Here is a 22,463-nt window from a genome sequence, read left to right on the forward strand (position 1 = left end):
GGGTCCCGGGCTACTCCCCGGGGCCCGCGCTGCTGCGTTCGGTGAGGTTTCGGGGCGATCCCGGATTGGTTTCGACCCGGCCGGGTGCTGGACTGGGGGCATGAGCAACCAGAGCTACGACCAGCGGGTCAAAGACATCCTCGACCGGGTCGCCAAGGGCCACCTTTCCCCGGAAGAAGCCACGACCCTGATCGCAGCCATCCGGCCGGCCGCCTCCGGCACGGCGCAGGAGACGACCCCCGGTACGACGGATGCCGCCGACGGACCGGTCGCTCAAGAGCCTGTTGCCGACGGCAAGCCGTCCGAGGGCAAGCCGCCGTGGCCGTGGCCGACGGGCGACGAAGTCCCGTCCACCTCCGTGTGGGCCGACGCGGTCGACTCCCCGGACGCAACTGATCAGCCCGAGGCCCGGCACGCTGCCGAACCCGCCGCGAACGGCGTTCAGGACAGTGTGGTCGACGAGGCGCCCGCTGAGGCCGAGCAGACCTCGGAGCAGACCTTGGAGGAGGCCCCGGAGGAAGTCGAAGAGGTCGAGGAGGAGCACAGCAACGTGCCGATGCCGGCGGGAGTGCAGCGGGTGACGGTGCGGGCGATCGGACGGCGGGTGCGCCTGATCGGCGAGCCGGCGGTCAACGGGGTCGCCGTGGACGGTCCGCATGTGATCAAGCGCGACGGCGACACCCTCGCGATCAGCAGTGAAGGCGATATGGGTGTCTCGATCGACGGGTTCAGCATGCTGCGCAACCCGACCAACCTGAAGTCGCACGTGAACGGCCTCGCCAAGGAGCTGTCCATCCGGGTCAACCCGAGCCTCCAGGTCGAGGTCGAGGTGACCGGCGGCAGTGTCTTGGCCGAGCGGCTGCCCGGGCTGAGCCGGGTCCGCGTCACCGCCGGTACGGCGAAGGTCACGGACGTGGACGGTCCGATCGACCTGCTCGTCCAGGCGGGGTCGGCCAACCTGGACGCCCAGATCACCAAGGGTCGCTCCCGCGTGCGGGTCGAGTCCGGCACGGCCAACGTGACTCTGCGCCGCGGCTCCGACGTTCGCGTGCACACCGAGGCCCAGCTCGGCCGGGTCACCTGGACCGGCGCGGTTTCCGGCCAGTCCAAGGACGTGGAGATCGGCCGCGGTCGCGCCGCCCTCGACGTCGAGGTCCTGGTCGGCACGGCTCAGATCGCCTCCGACTGACGTAGGGCCTGGACGCTGCGCAGGGTGCGGAACGGTGAGAAATAGAGGAAGGCTGTGCCTGCGAGGGTCGCCAGACCGGCGACCCACAAGGTCGCGTGCAGTCCGAACGCCGTACCGAGCGCACCGCCGAGCAGGCTGCCGAGGGGAGCGGCTCCCCAGCTCACGAAGCTCATGGTGGCGCTGACGCGTCCCTGCAGCTCCGGTGGGCAGACACACTGCCTCAGGCTCACCTGCACGATGTAGCTGACGATGATGCAGAATCCGGCGAGCAACATCGAGACGACGTACCAGCTCACCAGCCAGCCCGGTGCGGTCAGCGCCTGCAGGGTGAAGGCGACGCCGATACCCGTAGCTGACAGCAGTAGCGTGCGGGCGTCGCCGTACCTGTTGCTGATCTTCTCTGTGACCACTGACGCGACTATGGCTCCGCCAAGACCGATCATGCTCAGTACGCCGATGGTGCCCGGCTGCAGGTGCACCTCGCGGACCAGGTAGACGATCATGATCGCGCCGGCGGCCGCCTGGAACAGCATGGTCGTCGCAGTGTTCAGTGCGATCGGCCGCAGCAGCGGATGCATGAACACGTAGCGCATGCCGTCCGCGATCTCCCGGCGCAGGTTTGGCCGCTCTGGCTTCACTGGCTGGGCTTCCGGCGTACGGATCGAGCGAAGCCACACTGCGGACCATAGGAAGCTCAGAGCGTCCAGTCCGATGGTCACAGCCGCACCCAGGAACTGGACGAGTACGCCGCCCGCACCGGCGCCGATCACCGCGCCGATGGAGTGGTTGGCGGCCAGCTTCGCGTTACCAGGCAACAGCTGGTCCGGCTCGAGCAGCCGGGGCGGATACGAGCTGTGCGCCACGTCGAACAGCACGGTGACGATCCCGGTCAGCGCCAGTACGACGTACAGCTGCGTGAGACTCAGTACGCCGAACCACGCGGCCACTGGGATGGATGCGAAGAGGACTGCCCGGCCCACGTCGGCGTACACGAGCACTGGGAGACATCGGACCCGGTCGACCCACGCGCCGGCGAACAGACCGAGCAGCAGCCAGGCCGCCGTCTCGCATGTCCGGAGTAGCGACACCTGCAGGGTCGACGCGTCCAGCGTGAGTACGGCGAGCAGGGGGATCGCGATCATGCTCAAGCGCGAGCCGAGCTGGCTGAGCAGGTCTGCGATCCACAGACGGCGGAAATCCGGGTGGCGGAGGATGCTCATGCCGGGACCGTAGGCGCTGGATTGAGTCATGTCGACTCAACTGTCAACAAAGTTGAGTCGACTCGACTCAATTTAATTCCCGGATGAAATTGTCGGACCCCTCGGGCAGGATAGTGGCCTGCGTCACAACCAGAAGGGGACGTGCGGAATGGCTGCTGTCGAGGCGACCGGCCTCGTGAAGACGTTCAAGACCAGGAAGAACACGGTCAAAGCACTCGATGGGATCGATCTGGAGATCCCGGAGGGGAGTGTGCTCGGCCTGCTCGGGCCGAACGGCGCCGGGAAGACCACGGCAGTCCGGGTGCTGACCACTCTGATGAAACCGGACGCGGGCTCGGCCCGGGTGCTCGGCCACGACGTGGTGAAGGATGCCGACGCGGTCCGCTCGCTGGTCGGCCTGTCCGGTCAGTACGCCGCGGTCGACGAGCTGCTCACCGGCCGGGAGAACCTGTGGATGTTCGGCCGGCTGTACCGGCTGAGCAGTCAGCAGGCGAAACAACGGGCCGAAGAGCTGCTGGCGACGTTCGATCTGACCGACGCCGCCGACCGGATCCTGAAGACCTACTCGGGCGGCATGCGCCGGCGTCTCGACCTGGCCGGTTCGCTGATCGCCCACCCGCGGGTGCTGTTCCTCGACGAGCCGACGACGGGTCTCGATCCGCGCTCGCGCCTCGACCTGTGGAAGATCATCCGCGACCGGGTCAGTGAAGGCGTGACCATCCTGCTGACGACGCAGTACCTGGAGGAGGCCGACGAGCTCGCCGACAGCATCGTCGTGGTCGACCACGGCACGGTGATCGCCCGCGGTACGGCGGACGAGCTCAAGGCGAAGGTCGGTGGCGAGCGGATCGAGGTCATCGTCCACGACTCGGACGAGACGCACCGGGCGCTGGAGCTGCTCACGGACGCGCTCGGCATCGCCGACCCGGACACCACCACCCTCGAGGAGCACAGTCGCCGGATCACCGTGCCGGCGCCGGGCGGCTCGGGTGCGCTGGTCGACGTGATCCGGACCTTGGACACCGCCGGGATCAAGATCGCCGATGTCGGACTGCGGCGACCGACGCTGGATGACGTGTTCCTCACCCTGACCGGGCATGAGGCCGAGCAGAAGGAGTCGTTGTGAGTATCGAGCTGCCGGCTCGGGTGAACCCGTTGGGCCGGGCACTGACCGATGCGGGAGTGCTGGCTTGGCGGAGTCTGAAGCGGATCCCGCGGACGCCGGACATGGTGATCTACGCGACCATCCAGCCGATCATGTTCGTGCTGCTGTTCGCCTACGTCTTCGGCAACGCGATCCCGATCCCGGGCTTTCCGGGGCCGCGGGCGTACCGGGAGTTCCTGATGGCCGGGATCTTCGCCCAGACGATGGCGTTCGCGGTCGCGTCGTCGAGCGTCGGGCTGGCCGACGACATGTCGAAGGGACTCATCGACCGGTTCCGGTCGTTGCCGATGGCAAGGTCCGGGGTGATCGCCGGCCGGGTCGTCGGTGACCTGGTGTTCAACGCTTTCGTGATGGTGGTCATGGTGATCTGCGGGTTGATCGTCGGGTGGCGCTGGCACCACGGCTTCGGCCAGGCGCTGGCGGCGTTCGGGATCCTGCTGTTGTTCGCGTTCGCGATGCTGTGGGTCGGCGCACTGATCGGCCTCTCCGTCGGAGGTCCCGAGGTGGCGGCGTCGGCCGGTCTCATCTGGCTGTTCCCGCTGACCTTCCTCTCGAACGCCTTCGTTCCGGTGCCGCAGTTGCCCAGCGGTTTGCAACCGATCGCCGTGTGGAACCCGATCTCCTCCATCGTCGCCGCTTGCCGTCACCTCTTCGGCAACCCGTCCCCCTTCCCCAACCCCGACAGCTTCCCCGCCCGGCACCCGGTCTGGCTCTCCCTGATCTGGTGCTCCGTGATCATCGCCGTCTTCGCGCCGCTGGCCGTCCGCAAGTACCGGAGCGCCACTGGGCATTGACAATACTTATACGGCGTGCAAATAATCCGAACTGTGTTAAAGAAACCGGCGGCGAACTGGCGTGAGGCGCGGCGGGAGAGCGCCCGGGCCAACGTGCTGGCGGCCGCGTGGGAGCTGGTGGGCGAGGACGGGCTGGGGGCCCTGTCCTTGCGCGAGCTCGCGCGCCGGGCGGGCATCACGACGCCGACCCTGTACGCGTACTTCGAGTCCAAGAACGCGATCCTGGACGCGATGTTCGCCCAGGCGTCTCAGGCATTCGTCGACCTGAAGGCCTCGCTGCCGGCGACCGACGACCCACAAGAGGATCTGCTGACCGAGGCGCAGGCGTTCGTCGCGTTCTGCGTGTCCGACGTACCCCGGTATCAGCTGCTCTTCCAGCACTCGGTGCCCGGCTTCACGCCGTCGGCCGAGTCCTATGAGCTCGCGATCGGTGCCCTGGAGGTCACCCGCGAGCTCCTCGCACGCAACGGCGTGCACGATCCGCGGCACCTCGACATCTGGACCGCCATCACCGTCGGCCTGGTCGGCCAGCAGATCTCCAACGACCCGGGCGGCGACCGGTGGAGCGGGCTCGTCGAGGACGTCACCCGGATGTTCCTCGCTCAGTTCGGTAGCGGGGGAGCCACGTAACCAAGGGGGAACCACTCATGACCACTGTCGCTCAGCCACAACTCCATCACCTGGCCCTGACCGTGACCGACCTCGAGTCGAGCGTCCAGTGGTACGGCGAAGTGTTCGGCCTCCACCCCGTCATGGACGTGCCGCATCAAGGTGGTGTCGGCCGTATCCTCGCCGACGCCGACCATCAGCTGATGATCGCCCTGCACCGCCACGACGCCAACGACGGCGGCCTCTGCAAGGAGACCACCACCGGCCTCGACCACGCCGGCTTCACGGTCGGCAGCCGCGCCGATCTCGAGCAGTGGCAGGACCACCTGGAGGCGCACGGCGTTGTTCGTGCCGACACCGCCGACAAGCCGCTCACGCAGTCCCCGATCGCCGACGAGCCCTATGCCTCGGTCCTCGTCTTCCGCGACCAGGACAACATCCAGCTGGAGCTCTTCGCGCCGGTTACGCAGTAGGCGAAAAGCAAGCGCCCCGGTGGTTGTCCACCGGGGCGCCGAAGCTGGGTGGTGGGTCAGCCGGTGAAGGGTTCCGCGCCGACGATCTCGACGGTCACGTCCTTGCCGTTGGGGGCCTCGTAGGTGGCCTTGTCGCCCTTCTTCTTGCCGAGGATCGCCGAGCCGAGCGGGGACTGCGGCGAGTACACGTCGATGTCGACCGACGCGTCGAGGGCGAGCAGTTCGCGGGAGCCGAGCAGGAACGTCTCGACGTCGTCGTCACCGGCGAACTTGATCGACACCTTCATCCCGGGCTCGACCTTGCCGCCCTTCTTCGGGGTCTCGCCGACCCGCGCGCGCCGCAGCATGTCCTCCAGCTGCCGGATCCGCGCCTCGATCTTGCCCTGCTCGTCCTTGGCGGCGTGGTAGCCACCGTTCTCCTTGAGGTCGCCCTCGTCCCTGGCCTCGCTGATCCGCTGGGTGATCTCGGCACGGGCGGGGCCCTTGAGGTGCTCGAGCTCGGACTTCAGCTGGTCGTAACCGTCCTGCGTCAGCCAGACAACGCTGTCCTCTTCGATCCGCTGCGTCACGGGCTGCTCCTTGTGTCGGTGGGATGGGGCAGAAAAGCTCTTGGCCGCCGTCGTCGACGGCGACCAATCCACTGAGCGTAGCAAGTTACGGCGGAGAACCCCACAGTTCTTTGAACGCTCAAACGCTGGGATACCGCTTATCCGGTGCTTTTTCCCACATCTCGCACCCTTCATCGGCAATCAGTTGCCATCGCACCGTCCAATATGCCTCCGACCAGCAGGTTTCCGGGTACGGTACTTGCCCGCGAGCGACCCCGGGATTCCGTTGTCAGCCGGATTTTCGTACCGATCGGGGCAGTAATTCAGTGCGGGTGATGCGAGTCGGCGGTGGTGCAGCCGATGAGCACGACGGACGTCGCGGAGCGTTGCGTTGTGAGAGTGGTGGGGAGGGTCTGGTGGCGGGGGGAGTCGGCCGGGACGGTGAGGGTGAGCTCGCCGACGATGGAGAAGTCGGCGGCCTTGGCCTGCAGGCGGCAGCTCGCCTCGACGGACTTGGTGCGATCGACCTGGATGGTCGCCTTCGCGCTCGTCGCCGACGTCACCTCGAACCCCAGCAGGCGCGACGTCACCTGCGGATTCGACCCGATGATCGCCGCCCAGGCCAGCCACGCCAGCCCGGCCAGCGCCACCACACCCACGACGCCGATGATCAACGGCCGCCGAGACCTCCTGTCCCGCCCGTACCGGGCGTCGAGGTCTGTCGTCGGGGTGGTGGGAGATGGCTCGGTCAAGGTGGGTCCAGGGGGTCGGTGTGGGATTGGGGTGGGGTTGGAGGACCATTGTGTCTTGTGAGCGGAGATCTTCGGTTGTTGCATGTGCACGCCCATCCGGATGACGAGTCGAGTAAGGGAGCCGCTTCGACGGCTCGGTACGTGGCCGAAGGTGTCGAGGTCATGGTCGCCACGTGTACCGGTGGGGAGCGCGGGTCGATCCTGAATCCGAAGATGGATCGCCCGGAAGTGCTGGCGAACATCACCGAGATCCGCCGGCGGGAGATGGACTCGGCCCGGGAGATCCTCGGGATCCGGCAGGAGTGGCTCGGCTGGGTCGACTCGGGGTTCCCCGAGGGTGACCCGCTGCCACCGCTGCCGGAGGGCTGCTTCGGTGCGCTCAAGGCCGAGGACGCCGCCGCCCCGCTGGTGAAGCTCATCCGCGAGTTCCGTCCGCAGGTCGTCACGACGTACGACGAGAACGGCGGCTACCCGCACCCGGACCACGTCATGTGCCACACGATCACCGTGGCCGCGTTCGAGGCGGCCGGCGACAAGGACGCCTACCCCGAGCTCGGCGAGCCGTGGCAGCCGCTCAAGCTCTACTACCACCACACCTTCCACTACGAGCGGATGAAGGCGCTGCACGACGGGATGATCGCCCGCGGCCTGGAGTCGCCGTACGCCGAACGCCTGCAGGACTGGAAGCCGGACCCGGAGAACGAGCGCCGGATCACCACCCGGGTCGAGTGCGCCGAGTACTTCGCGGTCCGGGACAAGGCGCTGCTCGCCCACGCGACCCAGATCGACCCCGACGGCGCGTGGTTCGCCGTACCGCTGGAAGTGCACCAGGCGGCCTGGCCGACCGAGGACTACGAGCTCGCTCGGAGTCTGATCGAGTCGGAGCTGCCTGAGAATGATCTGTTCGCGGGGCTCCGCTGACGGCGGGCGAAGACAGTGAGAGACTGGTGGCGTGACAGCGACGACCTCCCTTCTGACGGCCGAGATCGACCCGAACTCGGTGCGCCCCGGCTGGGTCGCGCTGCTGATCGTGCTCGCTCTCGGTGCCGCCACGGTGCTGCTGTGGCGCAACATGGGCAAGCAGTTGAAGAAGATCGACTTCGACGGCGAGAACGACAGTGCGGACGGCCCAGCACCGTCCGGCGGCCCAGCGAGCACGGACAGCTCAGCGGCCCCGGCTGGCGATGCCGGGCCGACGGATACGAAGGCGACCCCGACGCCGACGCAGAGTGATTCCAAGGAACACTCTCAGCAGTAATGCAGGCCTGATTCCTGGCAGCTTGGCGACACGCTGATCACGAGATGGTGTCGGGCTGGGCTGCCCACCTCCGGCTGACCCTATAGTGAGCCGGGTGCTGAATGGTGCCGAGAGCGGGTCCGCTCTGTGACCGCAACCCGCTCCGCCCGGCATCGCATGCCCGGACGCCTGGTCGCGGGTGGTATGGGTGCGATCCTCATCGCCACGATTGCGCTGGTCTTTGCCCTGTTCGCGGCCGACAGCGAGCCGCGCGACATCGGGGGGATCGGCGGCCCGAGCCTGTTCGTCTCATGGCTACTGCCGTTCTTCCGGCTGATCGCCACACTTGCGACGGTCGGCTGCGCGGGCGCCCTGCTCGCCGCGGTCGTGCTGCTCCGGATCGAAGGCGGTCCGCTCGGCGTCCAAGGCCGCCGGGCCGTCCGGGATGCCAGTAACTCGGCCGTCATCTGGGCGGTCTGCGCCTTCGCCGGTGCGATCGTGACCGCGGCGATCCTGCTCGACACCCCGGTGGAGTTGCTCCGCTTCCGCCTCGACGACGCCCTCGGCGTCCCCGAGGTGAAGTCCTTGCTGATCACCGGCATCCTGGTACTCGCGCTCGCCGTCGGGATCCGCCGGGTGCAGACCTCGTCCGCCGCCGGTCTCGGCGTCCTGGTCGCCATCGCGGCACTCGTCCCGACCGCGGTCACGGCGTACCCACGCAACGAGTCGTACGTCGTCATCGCCGGCGCGGCCCTGGTGGTGCACGTCATCGCCGCGACCACCTGGATCGGCGGCCTCGCGGGCCTGGTCCGCTACGGCCGGGCCAGTCGTACCGGGTTGCCGATCGTGCTCGAGCGCTACCACCAGGTCGCGCTGATCTCGTCGATCGCCGTCCTCCTGAGCGGCCTGCTCAGCGCGGCCGGCCGACTGGCCGCGGCCGGCGGCGGCTGGGGCACGATCCCGGACGTCCTCACTTCGGACTCCTACGGCGCTCTCCTGATCGCCAAGGTCGCCGTCTTCTTCGTCCTCCTCATACTCGCCTGGCTCCACCGCCGCCGAGCCATCGGCGACCTCCTCGACGGCGGCCGCCCCTTCTGGCAGATAGTCGGCACCGAACTCTTCATCATGGCCCTGGCCCTAGGCCTCTCGGTAGCCCTGTCACAGACCGCCTGACCACGGCGCCGTTCGGAGGTCGGTCGTCGTACGGCGCTCTCGGTCGGCGGGGCGTTCTTCGGCGGCTTGGCCCACGGCGATCATGGAGATGATGTGCCAGCCGGGGCCGGGGGCCAGGTCGGTGGTGAGGGCGTCGAGGTCGAAGGCTCGGAACTGGCGGCAGGCTAAGCCCATCGCGTGTGCCTGCAGGGTCAGGTGGGCGACCGACTGGCCCAGGTCGTAGTCGGCGAAGTCCGAGTAGGCCCAGTCGGTGTCCTCGATGTAGCGATGCGCCATCGTCACGACGAGGAGTGCGGCGCTGGGTGCCCACCGGCCGGAGCTGGCTGCCAGGTGCTGGACGAGCCGCTTGTGGTCCGGCTCGTCGCGGCGCGCGGTGAAGTACGCCCAGGGCTGGGAGTTGCCGGCCGACGGCGCCCAGCGCGCGGCCTCCAGCAGGAGATCCACGTCGTCGTCCGTGAGCGTCCGCTGGGGATCGAAGCGCAGCGGGCTGAAGCGGGTGGCGAGTAGCGGATGTACGGGCATGCCTGGTTCAAGCGTCGTCCGGCCAGGTCCATTCCTTCCCGGCGGACCGCATACGGTGGGGGAATGGCGTCCGTCAACGAGCTCGGCCGAAGCACCAGCCCGTACCTGCGGCAGCACGCGGAGAACCCGGTGGCCTGGCGGGAGTGGTCCGAACGGGCCTTCGCGGAGGCACGCGAGCGCGACGTGCCGGTGTTCCTGTCGGTCGGGTACTCGGCCTGTCACTGGTGTCACGTGATGGCACATGAGTCATTCGAAGACGCGGAGACCGCCGCTTATCTGAACGAGCACTTCGTGAGTATCAAGGTGGATCGGGAGGAGCGGCCGGACGTCGACGCGATCTACATGTCCGCGACGGTGGCGATGGTCGGGCAGGGCGGCTGGCCGATGTCGGTGTTCCTGACGCCGGACGCGGAGCCGTTCTTCTGCGGGACGTACTTCCCGAAGGACCCGCGTGGCGGGATGGCATCGTTCCGGCAGGTGCTCGAGTCACTCGTCGACGCGTGGCAGACCAAGCGCGACCAGATCGACGCGATCGGGCGCCGGGTGGTCGAGCAGCTGGGTGCCCGGCAGGCATCGGCCCAGGTCGAGATCGACACCGCGAAAGCGGCTCAACTCCTCAAGGCCGACTTCGATCCGGTGGACGCCGGCTTCGGGCAGGCGCCGAAGTTCCCGCCGTCGATGGTGCTCGACTTCCTGCTCCGCCACCACCGGCGGACCGGGTCCGACGATGCGCTCGCGATGGTCGCGAAGACCTGCGAGCGAATGGCCCGCGGTGGCATGTACGACCAGCTCGCCGGCGGTTTCGCGCGGTACTCGGTCGACGACCGATGGGTCGTGCCGCACTTCGAGAAGATGCTCTACGACAACGCCCTCCTGCTCGACGTCTACACGCAGTGGTGGACGGTCAGCGCCGACCCGCTCGCCCAGCGCATCGCCCAGGAGACCGCCGAGTTCCTCCTGACGGAACTGCGAACGAAGGAAGGCGGTTTCGCCTCCGCCCTCGACGCCGACACCGAGGGGGAGGAGGGCAAGTACTACGTCTGGACGCCGCAGCAACTCCACGAAGTCCTCGACACCGAGGACGCGACCTGGGTCATCGACCTCTGTGACGTCACCGGCACCTTCGAACAAGGATCCTCGGTCCTCCAGCTCCGCAAGGATCCCGACGACGCCGACCGCTGGCAGCGCATCCGGGCAATCCTCGCGGATGCCCGCAGCGACCGCACCTACCCCGGTCGCGACGACAAAGTGGTTGCCGCCTGGAACGGTCTCGCCATCACCGCCCTGACCCGGGCCGGCATCGTCTTCGCCAAGCCCGAGTACGTCGAAGCCGCCGCGAACGCGGCCGGATTGGTCCGGGACGTACATCTCGACCACGAGACCGGTCGCCTCCACCGCACGTCCCGCGATGGCGTCCGTGGCACGGCTCACGGTGTCCTCGAGGACTACACGGCGTACGCCCAGGGCTGTCTGACGCTTTTGGGTGCCACCGGCAACATCGAGTGGTTCGAGACGGCTGAGGCGCTGCTCAACCGGACACTGGAGCAGTTTGTTGCTGATGGCTCCTACTTCGACACGGCCGCCGACGCGGAGGAACTGGTCTGGCGCCCGCAGGACCCGACCGACAACGCCAGCCCGGCCGGTGTGAGCCTGGCCGCCGAGGCGTTCACGACGCTGGCGAGCCTGACCGGATCGGTCCGCTACGAGACCGCCGCCGAGCAGGCGCTGCAGGCCTCGGCCACCATCGCCGCCCGCGCGCCGAGGTTCGCCGGCCGCGCTCTGGCCGTCGCCGAGACGATCGCCGCCGGCCCGCTCGAGATCGCCATCGTCGGCGAATCCCCGCAGTTGCGAAGGACCGCGCTGACCGCCGCACCCTGGGGTACGGCGATCGTTGCCGGAGCCCCCGGTCTCGCCGTACCGCTGATGGAGGGCCGCGACCTCGTCCGGCAGCAGCCGGCGGCGTACGTATGTCAGAAGTTCACCTGCCGGCTGCCGATCGTGTTGCCGGAAGACCTTCGACGGGAACTGAATCCGGCCGGCTGACATCGTCGGCGGTGCGGGTTTTCCCTGTCGTTTCGGCCAAATCCCTTGACTCCGGCCGCGTTCGCGACCAGAGTCCTCCCTCAGTCGGATGTAACAGAACTCGCACGTCCTGATACGTAGTGTCACAAATGAGGCAGTGGCACTGCTGCGTCAGTGCATCCGGCGTCCCCAACTGAATTCGGTCGCTGCGCCCAAACAGCGACCACACCGTGAGGAGATGTTGTCTTGAAACGACTGACATCAGCAGGGGCGGTGGCCATCGTCGCGGCAGCGGGTCTTGCCGGGGCGTTCACCGGCTCACCCGCGGGTGCCGCGAACCGAGCGGCTCCGCTTCCGGCATCCGGCTTCAACCAGCCGGCCGCCGTCCAGGCCGAACAGGCGCTGACCGCGCAGACGGCCGCCGCGCTCGGATTGTCCGGTGGTGAAGAACTCAAGGTCCGCGACGTGGTCAAGGATGCGGACGGCACCGAGTACGTCCGCTACGACCGCACCTACAACGGCCTGAAGGTCGTGGGTGGCGACCTGATCGTCAAGCGCACCGGCCAGGCGGTCGGGCAGGTCACCTACAACCGCGGCGCCAAGTCCGTGGGGGTCGCGACCAAGCCGACTCTGTCCCAGTCGGCCGCGCTCACCAAGGCCGCGAAGTCGGCCAAGTTCAAGGCCACCGGCAACAAGGGCACGCTGGTCGTCTTCGTGACGCCGAGCAAGCCCGTGCTGGCCTACGAGGTCGTCACAACCGGTGTGAAGGCGGACCAGACCCCGTCCGTGCTGCACTCGTTCATCGACGCCAAGACCGGCGCCCTGCTGGACCAGGACGACGAGGTCAAGACCGGTACCGGCAACTCGATGTACTCCGGCACCGTCAGCATCGGTACATCGGGCAGCTACAGCCTGACCGACCCGAGCCGCGGTGGGAACTTCACCACCGACCTCAACGGTGCGACCTCCGGCAACGGCACCACGTTCACCGACCCCGACGACACCTGGGGCAACGGCGCCACGTCGAACCGCCAGACCGCCGGTGTGGACGCGCACTACGGCGCCCAGCTGACCTGGGACTACTACAAGAACGTCCACGGCCGGAACGGCATCTTCAACAACGGCCAGGGCGCGCGGTCGCGGGTGCACTACGGCAACGCGTACGTGAACGCGTTCTGGGACGGTACCCAGATGACGTACGGCGACGGCTCGGGCAACGCCCGTCCGCTGACCGCGATCGATGTCGCCGGCCACGAGATGAGCCACGGTGTCACCGAGGCGACCGCCAACCTGAACTACTCCGGTGACGCGGGCGGCCTGAACGAGGCCACCTCCGACATCTTCGGTACCGCGGTGGAGTTCTCCGCCAACAACTCGTCCGACCCGGGTGACTACCTGATCGGCGAGAAGATCAACATCAACGGCAACGGCACCCCGCTGCGCTACATGGACAAGCCGTCGAAGGACGGGGCCAGCGTGGACTGCTGGTCGACCAGCACCGGTGGGCTCGACCCGCACTACTCCTCCGGCCCGCTGAACCACTGGTTCTACCTGGCCTCCGAGGGCACCGGCAGCAAGGTCATCGGCGGCGTGACGCACAGCAGCACAGCCTGCAACGGCGCCACCATCACCGGTGTCGGCCGCGACGTGGCCGCCAAGGTCTGGTACCGCACGCTGAGCACCAAGCTGGGCTCGGGCAGCACCTACAAGGACGCCCGTGAGGGTGCGATCAACTCCGCGAAGGAGCTGTACGGCGCCGACTCCACGCAGTGCAAGGGCATCGAGGCGGCGTTCAGCGGCATCTCGGTCCCGGCCGGTGCGGCCGCCTGCAGTGGCGGTGGCGACCCGGAGCCGCCGACCGGCGACAACCTGCTGCTGAACCCGGGCTTCGAGTCCGGCGCGGTGAACTGGACCGGCACCTCGGGCCCGATCACCAACAACACCGGCCGCCCGGCGCGGACCGGTAGCTGGAAGCTGTGGCTGCAGGGCAACGGTCGCGCCACCACCGAGAACGTCGGCCAGTCGGTCGCGATCCCGGCCTCGGCGACCTCGGCCTCGCTCTCGTTCTGGATCCGGATCGACACTGCCGAGACCACGACTTCCACGGTCTACGACACGGCGAAGGTCCAGATCGTCGACGGGTCGACGACGACCACGCTCGCGACGTACTCCAACCTGAACAAGAGCACGTCGTACGTCCAGAAGACCCTGAACGTCACGGCGTACAAGGGCAAGACCGTCACGGTGAAGTTCGTCGGCCAGGAGGACTCCTCCCTGCAGACCAGCTTCGTCATCGACGACACGTCGCTCACCGCGAGCTGATGCGGTAACTCGTCCGGGGCGTGCGGGGCACTCCGCCCATCAGGCCCGCACGCCCCGGATTCTCTTCTTTGCTTGAGGCCAAAGGAGATCCGCCCATGCACAACTCCCTCGTCTCCGGACTCGGCGCCGTTCTGGTCGCCGGCGTGTTGCTTGCCCCCAGCAACAGTGCTACCGCCGCCCCGGTCGAGTCCCCGGACATCTCCGTCACCAACACCAAGGCCCACCTCGACCAGTTGCAGTCCATCGCGACGGCCAATGGTGGCAACCGCTACACCGGCCGGACCGGCTACAAGGCGTCGGCCGACTACGTGAAGGCCAAGCTCGACGCAGCGGGGTACACCACCACCTTGCAGTCGTTCAGCACCTCGGCGGGTACGTCGTACAACGTGATCGCGGAGTGGCCGCACGGCGACGCGAACCACGTGGTGATGACCGGCTCACACCTGGACAGCGTCAGCGCCGGTCCGGGGATCAACGACAACGGCTCAGGCAGCGCCGGCGTACTAGAAACCGCCCTCGCTTACGCTGCCGGCGGCCAGACCCCCAGGAACCGATTGAGGTTCGGGTTCTGGGGTGCCGAGGAGCTCGGTCTGCTCGGCTCGAAGTACTACGTCAACAACCTGCCCGCGGCCGAGCGGGACAAGATCGAGCTGTACCTGAACTTCGACATGATCGCGTCACCGAACCCCGGCTACTTCGTGTACGACGACAACCCGGCCGGCGACGGTGCGCGCGACGATCTGGCCTCCTACTTCACGAGCAAGAGCGTCCAGACCGAGTTCATCGACGTCCAGGGCCGCTCCGACCACGCGGCGTTCCGGTCGCTCGGCATCCCGACCGCCGGGACGTTCTCCGGTGCGGAGGAGACGAAATCCTCCGCCCAGGCAACGAAGTGGGGAGGTACGGCGGGTCAGGCGTTCGACCCTTGTTACCACCGGTCCTGCGACACCATCAGCAACCTGGACCTGACCTCGCTGGACCGCCAGATCGATGCCATCGGCCACATGATGTGGAACTACGCCCAGAAGGACTACACCGGCGGCCCCCCGCCATCCGGTGACAACCTCCTGCAGAACCCGGGCTTCGAATCCGGTACGGTGAACTGGACCGGAACCACCGGCGTGATCACGAACAGCACGTCCCGGCCGGCCCACGGTGGTTCGTACAAGGCGTGGTTGCAGGGCAACGGCCGGAGCAGCACCGAGAGCCTCGGGCAGTCGGTGGCGATCCCGGCCACGGCAACGGCGGCTTCGCTGTCGCTGTGGATCCGGATCGACACTGCCGAGACCACCTCGTCGACGGTGTACGACACGGTGAAGGTGCAAGTCGTCGACGGCTCGACCACCACGACGCTGGCGACGTACTCGAACCTGAACAAGACCACGTCGTACGTGCAGAAGACGCTGAACGTCCTGGCCTACAAGGGGAAAACCGTCACCGTGCGGTTCCTCGGCCAGGAGGACTCGTCCCTGCAGACCAGCTTCGTCATCGACGATGTCGCGGTGACCACGAGCTAGATCTGCTTGCAGAGCTTGCCTGGTGGGATGGCGGCTTCGGTGAGCAGCTTGCTCACCGGGGCCGCCAGTACCTTGACCTTGGGATCCTCCAGCCGGGCCGTCTTCCCGTTCGCCGAGACCGCGAGGATCATGTCGTCGGGGTGTTTGACGGTCGCCTTGGTGGCGACCAGGCTCGCCCAGTCGACCTGCTGAGCGGCCGTGGTAATGGTCGCCAGCAGGCTCGGGTCGAGCTTGCAGCGGATCGTCTCCTTGCCGCGCGAGCTCACCGTGGCGACGCCGTCGGGAGTGATCAGCACCTGGTCGTCGAAGCCGGCGAACCCGCCGGTCCGGCTGACCGTCAGGGGCAACCCGGCGCCGACCGGAGTCGACTGGGTCACCGTCGGCACAGTGCTCGGGGGTGAGGACGGCGGGGGGTTGCCGGTCCCACCGCCGGACTCGTTACCGCACCCGCTCAGCACGAGTCCGGCGACCGCTGCGACCACTGCGTATCTGCTCAGGTTCCTCACGCATCATGGATACCCGTAAGCACCCCATTCGTTGCAGTTGTGACAGTACTGAGATGTGATCGTCAGACCACCGGCGACACCAGATCGATCAGAGCACGCGTGAGCAGGACGCGATCCTCGAACAGCGCCAGCGTGGCGCCATCCGTCATCTTGGTGATCTGCTCGAGCGGCAGCGCGGTGAAGGTCGCACGGGCACACAGTGAGCCGAGGTAGCCGTAGAGCACCTGCTCCTCGGTCACCTCCATCCCCTCCTCGGCGAGACCCTTCACGAACGCCTTCACGATCACGTGGTGCACGCTCCGCAGCGCCTCGGGCGCCAGCTCACCGGCGTGCGCGAGCCCGACAAGCAACTGCCCCAGGTCGAACCCGACCGCCTGCGGGCAGTCGAACCCCCAGTCGATCACCACGAACTCGTCAGGCTTGTCCCGCGGGACCAGGAGATTCTGCGGACTCGCATCCCCGTGCTGGTAGCACTGCGGCAGCGTGTCCAGCGCGTCCAGTACGGCGGGCAACCGCTCGGCCAGGTCGAGCAGATCGTCCCGCAGCCGGTGGTCTCCGACATTGCAGACCGCCGCCGCGAGCAGCGGATGCCGCCAGGTCTCCGGGTCGGCTATGGCTGGGATAGCGCCCTGCTGCACGCGGCCGCCGGTGTAGTACCGCAGGCCGATGCCTGGGGTGGTGATGTCGCCGCGGGGGAGCAAGGGCTCGACCAGATGGGGCTGACGCCGGGCGGAGAGCCGGCCGAGCAGGTACGCCGCCCGTTCGAACCGCTCCATCGGCCACGGACCGGGCTCCTGGACGACGTTCTCCATCCACAGGGTGCCTCGATCGTCCTCGTACACGTCGATCCGGTACGCCTTGGCCAGTCGCATGCCGTCGGGGAGCAGCTCGGCGATCCCACTGCGGTGGACCGCGATCTCGAGCTGCCACGGCAGGTTCTGGATGAATGCGGCCCGGAACTGCTCGGGCACCATGTCGAGGAACGGCCAGTGCCGCACCGACTGCAGCTTCTTCACGAAACACGACCAGTCGACCGTGTCGCCGGTCGCGGTGGTCACCGTACCGAAGAGCCGGAGCAGTGCCTCGGTGCTCGGCGTACCGATCGGGTAGTCGACCGGCTCGACCCGTACGTCGCCAGGGGTGGCGGCCGGGTCGCCGGTGATGGTCCGGACCAGTTCGGTGAAATCGTCGTGGGTCAGGGCATCTCGGCCCAGCGGTTCGAGTGCGGTGATCATGCGTTCCCCCCAAAATGCGTCTGGCTGCCCATCGTGCGCCCGGATCTTCTGCCAGTCTTCAGAGCTGGCACGGAAAGAAGTAAAGCAGCCTTACTATCTGGATAGTAAAGTTGCCTTATGACTTCCGTCAACGACCTTTCGGGCACACTGGCCGGCCCGTGGCCCGAGCACATCGCCGGGTTGCTCGGGCAGGCGCTGCGGCGGCTCCGGGAGGAGATCCTGGACGGGTCGGACGAGGACTTCCCGGGCCTGCGGGTCTCGCACTACCGGTTGCTCGAGCTGATTCCGCCCGAAGGGGCACGGATCACCGATCTGGCCGAGGTTGCGACGATGACGAAACAGAGCCTCGGCCAGCACGTGGACTACCTGCAGAAGCTCGGGTACACCGAGTCCGACCGGCTGCGCGGCGACCGCCGGGTCCGGCTGGTACGGCGTACCGAGCGTGGGGAGGACGCGGTCGCGTACAGCCGGGCCGCGATCGAACGCGTCGAAGCGCTCTGGGCCGAACAACTGGGCCCAGAGCGCTTCGAAGCACTCAGAGAGATCCTGCGGGTGATCGGCGGTTAGCCGGCCCGGTACGTCGCGATGCTGACGGCGATGTAGTGGCAGATGAACGCGGCCACCGTGAACGCGTGGAAGATCTCGTGGAAGCCGAACCAGCGGGGTGACGGGTTCGGCCGCTTGGTGCCGTAGACGACCGCGCCGATCGAATACAGCCCGCCGCCGATCGCGATCAGCGTGACCACCGCGACGCCGCCCTGGTGGTAGATGTCGCCCATCCAGAAGATCGCCACCCAGCCGAGCGCCAGGTAGATCGGGGTGTAGAGCCAGCGCGGCGCGTGCACCCAGAAGATCCGGAACAGGATGCCGGCCAGCGCCCCGCCCCAGACCAGGCTGAGCATCAGCACCCGGTCCTGGCCGTGCAGCAGCACCATCCCGAGCGGGGTGTAGGTGCCCGCGATCAGCAGGAAGATGTTGCTGTGGTCGAGCCGGCGCAGGATCGCCTCGCCGGTCGGGCCCCAGTAGAACCGGTGGTACAGCGCGGAGATGCCGAACAGCAGCATCGAACCGGCGGTGTAGACCGCTGCCGCCCAGCGGGCGTTCGCGTGCGGCGCCAGGCAGATCAGCACGATGCCGGCGGCGGTGGCGAACGGGAAAGTGCCGGCGTGCAGCCAGCCGCGGAGCTTCGGCTTGAGCGGCCCGAGCCGGCCGGACAGCCGGTGACCGAGTTCCTGGGGCTGGGCGCTGGTAGCGGTCATCGCCGTCCTTTCGAGGAGTGCCGGGCGGTTCAGTACCTACGCAACCGTAACCTACGCAAGCGTAGGTTCAATGGTCCATAAGAAGGAAATGTAGGCGAGATCACCGATCGGCACACCGCCGCCCGCGTGTCCGACGCACGAACTCCGGCGAAAGTTCGAACTTCCTGACAGGTTCCTCCGACCTGTTCTGTGCCCTCTCATTCCGGGTTGAATCTGGGCTAGCCTCGTGACCGAGAGCATTCGAGGAGACCACCTGCCCATGCGGACACCTGGCAAGCAGAAGCTGCGCGACGCGGTGTACGGCCTGTACGAGCGCCGGCTGCGGCGATCCCTGGCACCCGACCGGATCCCGCGGCACATCGGCGTCATCATCGACGGCAACCGGCGCTGGGCCCGGGCGGTCGGCGACCCGGTGTCGCGCGGTCACGAGGCCGGGGCGAACAAGATCGTCGAGTTCCTCGACTGGTGCGACGACGTCGGCGTCAAGGTCGTCACGGTCTGGATGCTGTCCACCGACAACCTGACCCGGCCGGCCGACGAGCTGGAGCCGCTGCTGCGGATCATCGAGCAGACGGTCGAGGAACTGACCTCGATCGGCCGCTGGCGGATCCACCCGGTCGGCGCGCTCGACCTGTTGCCCGGCGCCACCGCCGAGGTGCTGAAGGGCGCCGAGGCGACCACCCAGGGCGTCGAGGGGATGCTCGTCAACGTCGCTGTCGGGTACGGCGGCCGCCGCGAGCTGGCCGACGCGGTCCGCTCGCTGCTGCTCGAGGAAGCCGCGAAGGGCAGCTCGATCGAAGAGGTGGCCGAGCACGTCGACGTCGAGCACATCGCCCAGCACCTCTACACGAAGGGGCAGCCCGATCCGGACCTGGTCATCCGGACGTCGGGTGAGCAGCGCATGGGCGGCTTCCTGCTGTGGCAGAGCGCGCTGAGCGAGTTCTACTTCTGCGAAGCCCTCTGGCCGGACTTCCGCCACGTCGACTTCCTCCGCGCCGTCCGGAGCTATGCCCAACGAGAGCGCCGCTTCGGGACGTGACCCCGCGTCCACACCGGGCGCACGCCGTACGGCGGCGCAGGTAGTAGGCGTACGTCGCGGCACCGAGAGCGATGCCCCAGACGACCCAGAGCATGCCGGGCGCGTTGATGGCCCAGTTGTCGCCCGTGAGCGGGAGCTGACTGTTCATCAGCCCGGCCGGGATCAGGACGACGGCGACCAGTGACGCCGGGATGATGGCGAGCAGCGGTGGAACTCGTTGGCCCGCCTTGAACCAGATCCAGCGCGGGTAGACCTCGCCCCAACGATGCACCAGGCCGTGGGTGAGGATGCCGCCGCCGATACCCATCACGGCCAGGCCGAGTCCCATCTCGAGCATCCCCGGTGTGTCCGCCATCATCCGGTGGAAGTCGTCGCTGATCCCGACCGGCCAGCCGAAGTACCAGGCGACTCGGCTGAACTCGTACGGAAGGTTCGCCACGACAGCCACGACGACCGCCACGCGTCCCCAGCGCAAGGCGGCGGCCGGTGTCGTCCAGACCTTCTCCGCGCCTTCTCCACGACCACAGGAGACGCAGGTGTCGCGGCTCCGCCGGTGGTACGCGATCGCGGTCGCGGCCCAGAGCAGGCCGCCGATGAACAGGATGATCAGGTTCACCCGGTGCCAGTACAGGATGTCGCCGACGCCGCCTTGCTCGCCCGGTATGCCGGTGAACGCGAAGACGACGATCGCCGGGGAGAGCGCGACGACCGCGATCAGTGTGTAGTCAGGGATCACGAGCGCCAGGCCGACCGCGAGTACGGCGGCGATCGTCTGCAGCACCCAACCGCGGGCTCGACGGCGTGTCATCACGATCGCGAGGACGGCGCCACCCAGGCCGAGCGCGGCCATGATCGGCGCGACCACGTGCACCGGCGACCCTTCCAGGATCGAGCCGGTCGCACGATCATCGGCCACCTTCGCGAAGGGGTAGGCCGCTCCGCCGAAGGCCCAGTACAGTCCCAGGGCGCCGTAGGCCAGGGACCACAATGACGTTGCGTATCCGGTCCACACCGGCCAGTTCTTCCGCATGACCCGAGGGTTTCGCGGCGGGCGTCGTACCGGATCACCCGCCGGGGGGAACGGCCTCCCTCGCGTGGGGGGAAGGTGTAACACGCCGTTAACCCCGTGGCCGGGCGTGTCGGGCTGCGCCGTTTGCGGGACCCTCCTACCCTGACTATGACGGTCGGAGGGGAAGCCGGCTGTCACGGGAGGCCCGATCAGTTTGAGAATCGTTCGCCAGCCGGTTGCCCCATGAGGGGCAGAACGGAGTGCCCGAGACCCTCGGTCTCACTGATTCCCGTCGTTGCCTTCGCGGAACGGCGGAGGGGATCTGCACCAGATTTCCGGCCCGACTCCCGGTCCAACACCTAACCACTGGTGGGCCGGGCGTGGTGCACGTCGCGGCCCGAGAGGACGTGCGACATGGCTGCCACCCACGCCAAGGCGTCAAGTACCTCATCCACACCGGCCCAGCGCACTTTCGTGCTGGACACCTCGGTGCTTCTCTCCGACCCGCACGCGATGCTGCGGTTCGACGAGCACGAGGTGGTCGTCCCGGTGGTCGTCGTCACCGAATTGGAGGGCAAACGGCATCACCCGGAACTCGGCTACTTCGCTCGCACCGCCTTGCGGCTGCTCGACGAGCTTCGGATCCTGCACGGACGTCTGGACGCGCCCCTGCCAGTGGGGGAGAAGGGTGGAACCCTCCGGGTCGAACTGAACCATACGGACCCGGAGTCCCTGCCGGCCGGTTTCCGGCTCGGCGACAACGACAGCCGCATCCTGGCCGTGGCCTGCAACTTCAAGGCCGAGGGCAAGGACGTCACGCTGGTCTCGAAGGACCTGCCGATGCGGGTCAAAGCCTCGGCGTGCGGCCTGCAGGCCGAGGAGTACCGGGCCGAGCTGACCCTGGAGTCCGGCTGGACCGGGATGGCCGAGCTCGAGGTCGAGACCCAGGCGATCGACGACCTGTACGAGAACGGCGTACTGGAGCTGCCGCAGGCCGGTGAGTTCCCGACCCACACCGGGCTGGTGCTGCTGTCCGATCGGGGCAGTGCGCTCGGCCGGGTGATGCCGGACAAGCGGATCCGGCTGGTCCGGGGCGACCGCGAGGCGTTCGGGATCCGCGGCCGCTCCGCGGAGCAGCGGGTCGCGCTCGACCTGCTGCTGGACCCCGACGTCGGGATCATCTCGCTCGGCGGCCGGGCCGGTACCGGTAAGTCCGCGCTCGCGCTCTGCGCCGGCCTGGAGTCGGTGATGGAACGGCGGCAGCACAAGAAGGTCGTCGTGTTCCGGCCGCTGTTCGCGGTCGGCGGCCAGGAGCTCGGGTACCTGCCGGGCAGCGAGTCCGAGAAGATGCAGCCGTGGGCGCAGGCCGTCTACGACACGCTCGGCGCGCTGACCAGCGGTGACGTGATCGACGAGGTGATGGACCGCGGCATGCTCGAGGTGCTGCCGCTGACCCACATCCGCGGCCGGTCGCTCCACGATGCGTTCGTGATCGTCGACGAGGCCCAGTCGCTCGAGCGCAATGTGCTCCTGACGGTGCTGTCCCGCGTCGGCGCGAACTCGCGGGTCGTGCTCACCCATGACGTGGCCCAGCGGGACAACCTGCGGGTCGGGCGGCATGACGGCGTGGTCGCGGTGGTCGAGCAGTTGAAGGGACACCCGCTGTTCGCCCACGTGACACTGACCCGGTCGGAGCGCTCGCCGATCGCGGCTTTGGTCACCGAGATGCTCGACGATCTGCAGTTGTGACCGGGGCGGTGGGGCGGGGAAGGTATTGGTAAGGAGTGTCTTTACTGTTGGGTAGTAACTTTCTGTAAAGCACTCGTAAGACTTCGGTACGACGGTGCGGTCGCCACGCAGGCGGCCGCACCG

21 protein-coding genes are annotated in these 22,463 nt (G+C 67.8%); 14 read left to right on the forward strand and 7 right to left on the reverse strand.

Annotated features, from left to right (window positions below):
* Window positions 1-100: 100 nt before the first annotated feature.
* Entirely contained in the window at window positions 101-1,189 is a 1,089-nt protein-coding gene (locus ACZ3HV_RS13195; protein ID WP_465683936.1) for a hypothetical protein, read from the forward strand.
* Here the strand turns inward: ACZ3HV_RS13195 and ACZ3HV_RS13200 are convergent.
* Window positions 1,171-2,409 carry an MFS transporter gene (locus tag ACZ3HV_RS13200; RefSeq protein WP_465683937.1) on the reverse strand — a complete coding sequence of 413 codons (1,239 nt, stop codon included), beginning with the start codon at window positions 2,407-2,409 and terminating at the stop codon, window positions 1,171-1,173. The genes ACZ3HV_RS13195 and ACZ3HV_RS13200 overlap by 19 nt on opposite strands.
* Before the next feature lie 148 nt (window positions 2,410-2,557).
* Here ACZ3HV_RS13200 and ACZ3HV_RS13205 point away from each other — a divergent pair, with 148 nt between their 5' ends.
* From ACZ3HV_RS13205 to ACZ3HV_RS13220, 4 genes are read left to right on the forward strand one after another with little or no spacing between them, the layout of a single operon-like run.
* The gene (locus ACZ3HV_RS13205; protein WP_465683939.1) at window positions 2,558-3,535 is read left to right on the forward strand and encodes an ATP-binding cassette domain-containing protein; all 978 of its coding nucleotides are present in this window, start codon (window positions 2,558-2,560) and stop codon (window positions 3,533-3,535) included.
* Window positions 3,532-4,368, forward strand: a complete 837-nt coding sequence (locus ACZ3HV_RS13210; RefSeq protein WP_465683941.1) for an ABC transporter permease — start codon at window positions 3,532-3,534, stop codon at window positions 4,366-4,368. Before ACZ3HV_RS13205 ends, ACZ3HV_RS13210 begins: the two co-directional genes overlap by 4 nt.
* 33 nt (window positions 4,369-4,401) lie before the next feature.
* A complete protein-coding gene (locus ACZ3HV_RS13215) occupies window positions 4,402-4,998 on the forward strand; it encodes a TetR/AcrR family transcriptional regulator (protein ID WP_465683943.1) in 597 nt (198 codons plus the stop codon).
* A 17-nt stretch (window positions 4,999-5,015) separates the two neighbouring features.
* Complete coding sequence (locus ACZ3HV_RS13220; protein WP_465683945.1) at window positions 5,016-5,450, forward strand: VOC family protein; 435 nt, start codon at window positions 5,016-5,018, stop codon at window positions 5,448-5,450.
* A 56-nt stretch (window positions 5,451-5,506) separates the two neighbouring features.
* Here ACZ3HV_RS13220 and greA read toward each other — a convergent pair whose 3' ends face one another.
* Together greA and ACZ3HV_RS13230 are read right to left on the reverse strand one after the other, a co-directional pair.
* Window positions 5,507-6,019 (reverse strand): transcription elongation factor GreA, encoded by a 513-nt coding sequence (gene greA / locus ACZ3HV_RS13225; RefSeq protein ID WP_465683947.1) that lies wholly within the window; start codon window positions 6,017-6,019, stop codon window positions 5,507-5,509.
* A 302-nt stretch (window positions 6,020-6,321) separates the two neighbouring features.
* A complete protein-coding gene (locus tag ACZ3HV_RS13230) occupies window positions 6,322-6,750 on the reverse strand; it encodes a DUF4307 domain-containing protein (RefSeq protein ID WP_465683949.1) in 429 nt (142 codons plus the stop codon).
* 57 nt (window positions 6,751-6,807) lie between these two features.
* Between ACZ3HV_RS13230 and mca the strand changes: the two genes are divergently transcribed.
* From mca to ACZ3HV_RS13245, 3 genes are all read left to right on the forward strand, one after another.
* On the forward strand, window positions 6,808-7,671 hold the full coding sequence (gene mca / locus ACZ3HV_RS13235) for a mycothiol conjugate amidase Mca (RefSeq protein ID WP_465683951.1): 864 nt from the start codon (window positions 6,808-6,810) through the stop codon (window positions 7,669-7,671).
* A 31-nt stretch (window positions 7,672-7,702) separates the two neighbouring features.
* On the forward strand, window positions 7,703-8,008 hold the full coding sequence (locus ACZ3HV_RS13240; protein WP_465683953.1) for a hypothetical protein: 306 nt from the start codon (window positions 7,703-7,705) through the stop codon (window positions 8,006-8,008).
* Window positions 8,009-8,134: 126 nt separating this feature from the next.
* A complete protein-coding gene (locus ACZ3HV_RS13245) occupies window positions 8,135-9,160 on the forward strand; it encodes a copper resistance D family protein (RefSeq protein WP_465683955.1) in 1,026 nt (341 codons plus the stop codon).
* Here the strand turns inward: ACZ3HV_RS13245 and ACZ3HV_RS13250 are convergent.
* Entirely contained in the window at window positions 9,146-9,682 is a 537-nt protein-coding gene (locus ACZ3HV_RS13250) for a nitroreductase family protein (RefSeq protein ID WP_465683957.1), read from the reverse strand. The genes ACZ3HV_RS13245 and ACZ3HV_RS13250 overlap by 15 nt on opposite strands.
* Window positions 9,683-9,745: 63 nt before the next feature.
* Here ACZ3HV_RS13250 and ACZ3HV_RS13255 point away from each other — a divergent pair, with 63 nt between their 5' ends.
* The 3 genes from ACZ3HV_RS13255 (at window position 9,746) to ACZ3HV_RS13265 (ending at window position 15,543) form a co-directional block, all read left to right on the forward strand.
* Window positions 9,746-11,725, forward strand: a complete 1,980-nt coding sequence (locus ACZ3HV_RS13255) for a thioredoxin domain-containing protein (protein WP_465683959.1) — start codon at window positions 9,746-9,748, stop codon at window positions 11,723-11,725.
* Between the two features lie 225 nt (window positions 11,726-11,950).
* On the forward strand, window positions 11,951-14,026 hold the full coding sequence (locus ACZ3HV_RS13260; protein WP_465683961.1) for a M4 family metallopeptidase: 2,076 nt from the start codon (window positions 11,951-11,953) through the stop codon (window positions 14,024-14,026).
* Window positions 14,027-14,121: 95 nt separating this feature from the next.
* Complete coding sequence (locus ACZ3HV_RS13265) at window positions 14,122-15,543, forward strand: M28 family metallopeptidase (RefSeq protein WP_465683963.1); 1,422 nt, start codon at window positions 14,122-14,124, stop codon at window positions 15,541-15,543.
* Here the strand turns inward: ACZ3HV_RS13265 and ACZ3HV_RS13270 are convergent.
* Together ACZ3HV_RS13270 and ACZ3HV_RS13275 are read right to left on the reverse strand one after the other, a co-directional pair.
* Window positions 15,540-15,920 carry a hypothetical protein gene (locus tag ACZ3HV_RS13270; protein WP_465683965.1) on the reverse strand — a complete coding sequence of 127 codons (381 nt, stop codon included), beginning with the start codon at window positions 15,918-15,920 and terminating at the stop codon, window positions 15,540-15,542. The genes ACZ3HV_RS13265 and ACZ3HV_RS13270 overlap by 4 nt on opposite strands.
* Before the next feature lie 191 nt (window positions 15,921-16,111).
* Window positions 16,112-17,284, reverse strand: coding sequence for a phosphotransferase (locus ACZ3HV_RS13275; RefSeq protein ID WP_465683967.1), 1,173 nt, complete (start codon window positions 17,282-17,284; stop codon window positions 16,112-16,114).
* A gap of 117 nt (window positions 17,285-17,401) precedes the next feature.
* On the opposite strand from ACZ3HV_RS13275, the gene ACZ3HV_RS13280 reads away from it, so the two are divergent.
* Entirely contained in the window at window positions 17,402-17,851 is a 450-nt protein-coding gene (locus ACZ3HV_RS13280) for a MarR family winged helix-turn-helix transcriptional regulator (RefSeq protein WP_465683969.1), read from the forward strand.
* Here ACZ3HV_RS13280 and trhA read toward each other — a convergent pair.
* Entirely contained in the window at window positions 17,848-18,543 is a 696-nt protein-coding gene (gene trhA, locus ACZ3HV_RS13285) for a PAQR family membrane homeostasis protein TrhA (protein WP_465683971.1), read from the reverse strand. The two genes, ACZ3HV_RS13280 and trhA, sit on opposite strands and share 4 nt — an antisense overlap.
* A gap of 259 nt (window positions 18,544-18,802) precedes the next feature.
* On the opposite strand from trhA, the gene ACZ3HV_RS13290 reads away from it, so the two are divergent.
* Together ACZ3HV_RS13290 and ACZ3HV_RS13295 are read left to right on the forward strand one after the other, a co-directional pair.
* Complete coding sequence (locus ACZ3HV_RS13290; protein ID WP_465683973.1) at window positions 18,803-19,582, forward strand: isoprenyl transferase; 780 nt, start codon at window positions 18,803-18,805, stop codon at window positions 19,580-19,582.
* Between the two features lie 1,423 nt (window positions 19,583-21,005).
* Window positions 21,006-22,340 carry a PhoH family protein gene (locus ACZ3HV_RS13295; protein ID WP_465683975.1) on the forward strand — a complete coding sequence of 445 codons (1,335 nt, stop codon included), beginning with the start codon at window positions 21,006-21,008 and terminating at the stop codon, window positions 22,338-22,340.
* Window positions 22,341-22,463 lie beyond the last annotated feature (123 nt).

The organism is Kribbella sp. NPDC020701, from assembly GCF_055562215.1.

What these genes read in the sequence shown, in the direction of transcription:
- ACZ3HV_RS13195 (WP_465683936.1), top strand. Translation starts at nt 101, where the DNA reads ATGAGCAACCAGAGCTACGACCAGCGGGTCAAAGACATCCTCGACCGG.
- ACZ3HV_RS13200 (WP_465683937.1), bottom strand. Translation starts at nt 2,409, where the DNA reads ATGAGCATCCTCCGCCACCCGGATTTCCGCCGTCTGTGGATCGCAGAC.
- ACZ3HV_RS13205 (WP_465683939.1), top strand. Translation starts at nt 2,558, where the DNA reads ATGGCTGCTGTCGAGGCGACCGGCCTCGTGAAGACGTTCAAGACCAGG.
- ACZ3HV_RS13220 (WP_465683945.1), top strand. Translation starts at nt 5,016, where the DNA reads ATGACCACTGTCGCTCAGCCACAACTCCATCACCTGGCCCTGACCGTG.
- ACZ3HV_RS13250 (WP_465683957.1), bottom strand. Translation starts at nt 9,682, where the DNA reads ATGCCCGTACATCCGCTACTCGCCACCCGCTTCAGCCCGCTGCGCTTC.
- ACZ3HV_RS13255 (WP_465683959.1), top strand. Translation starts at nt 9,746, where the DNA reads ATGGCGTCCGTCAACGAGCTCGGCCGAAGCACCAGCCCGTACCTGCGG.
- ACZ3HV_RS13265 (WP_465683963.1), top strand. Translation starts at nt 14,122, where the DNA reads ATGCACAACTCCCTCGTCTCCGGACTCGGCGCCGTTCTGGTCGCCGGC.
- ACZ3HV_RS13275 (WP_465683967.1), bottom strand. Translation starts at nt 17,284, where the DNA reads ATGATCACCGCACTCGAACCGCTGGGCCGAGATGCCCTGACCCACGAC.
- ACZ3HV_RS13280 (WP_465683969.1), top strand. Translation starts at nt 17,402, where the DNA reads ATGACTTCCGTCAACGACCTTTCGGGCACACTGGCCGGCCCGTGGCCC.
- trhA (WP_465683971.1), bottom strand. Translation starts at nt 18,543, where the DNA reads ATGACCGCTACCAGCGCCCAGCCCCAGGAACTCGGTCACCGGCTGTCC.
- ACZ3HV_RS13290 (WP_465683973.1), top strand. Translation starts at nt 18,803, where the DNA reads ATGCGGACACCTGGCAAGCAGAAGCTGCGCGACGCGGTGTACGGCCTG.
- ACZ3HV_RS13295 (WP_465683975.1), top strand. Translation starts at nt 21,006, where the DNA reads ATGGCTGCCACCCACGCCAAGGCGTCAAGTACCTCATCCACACCGGCC.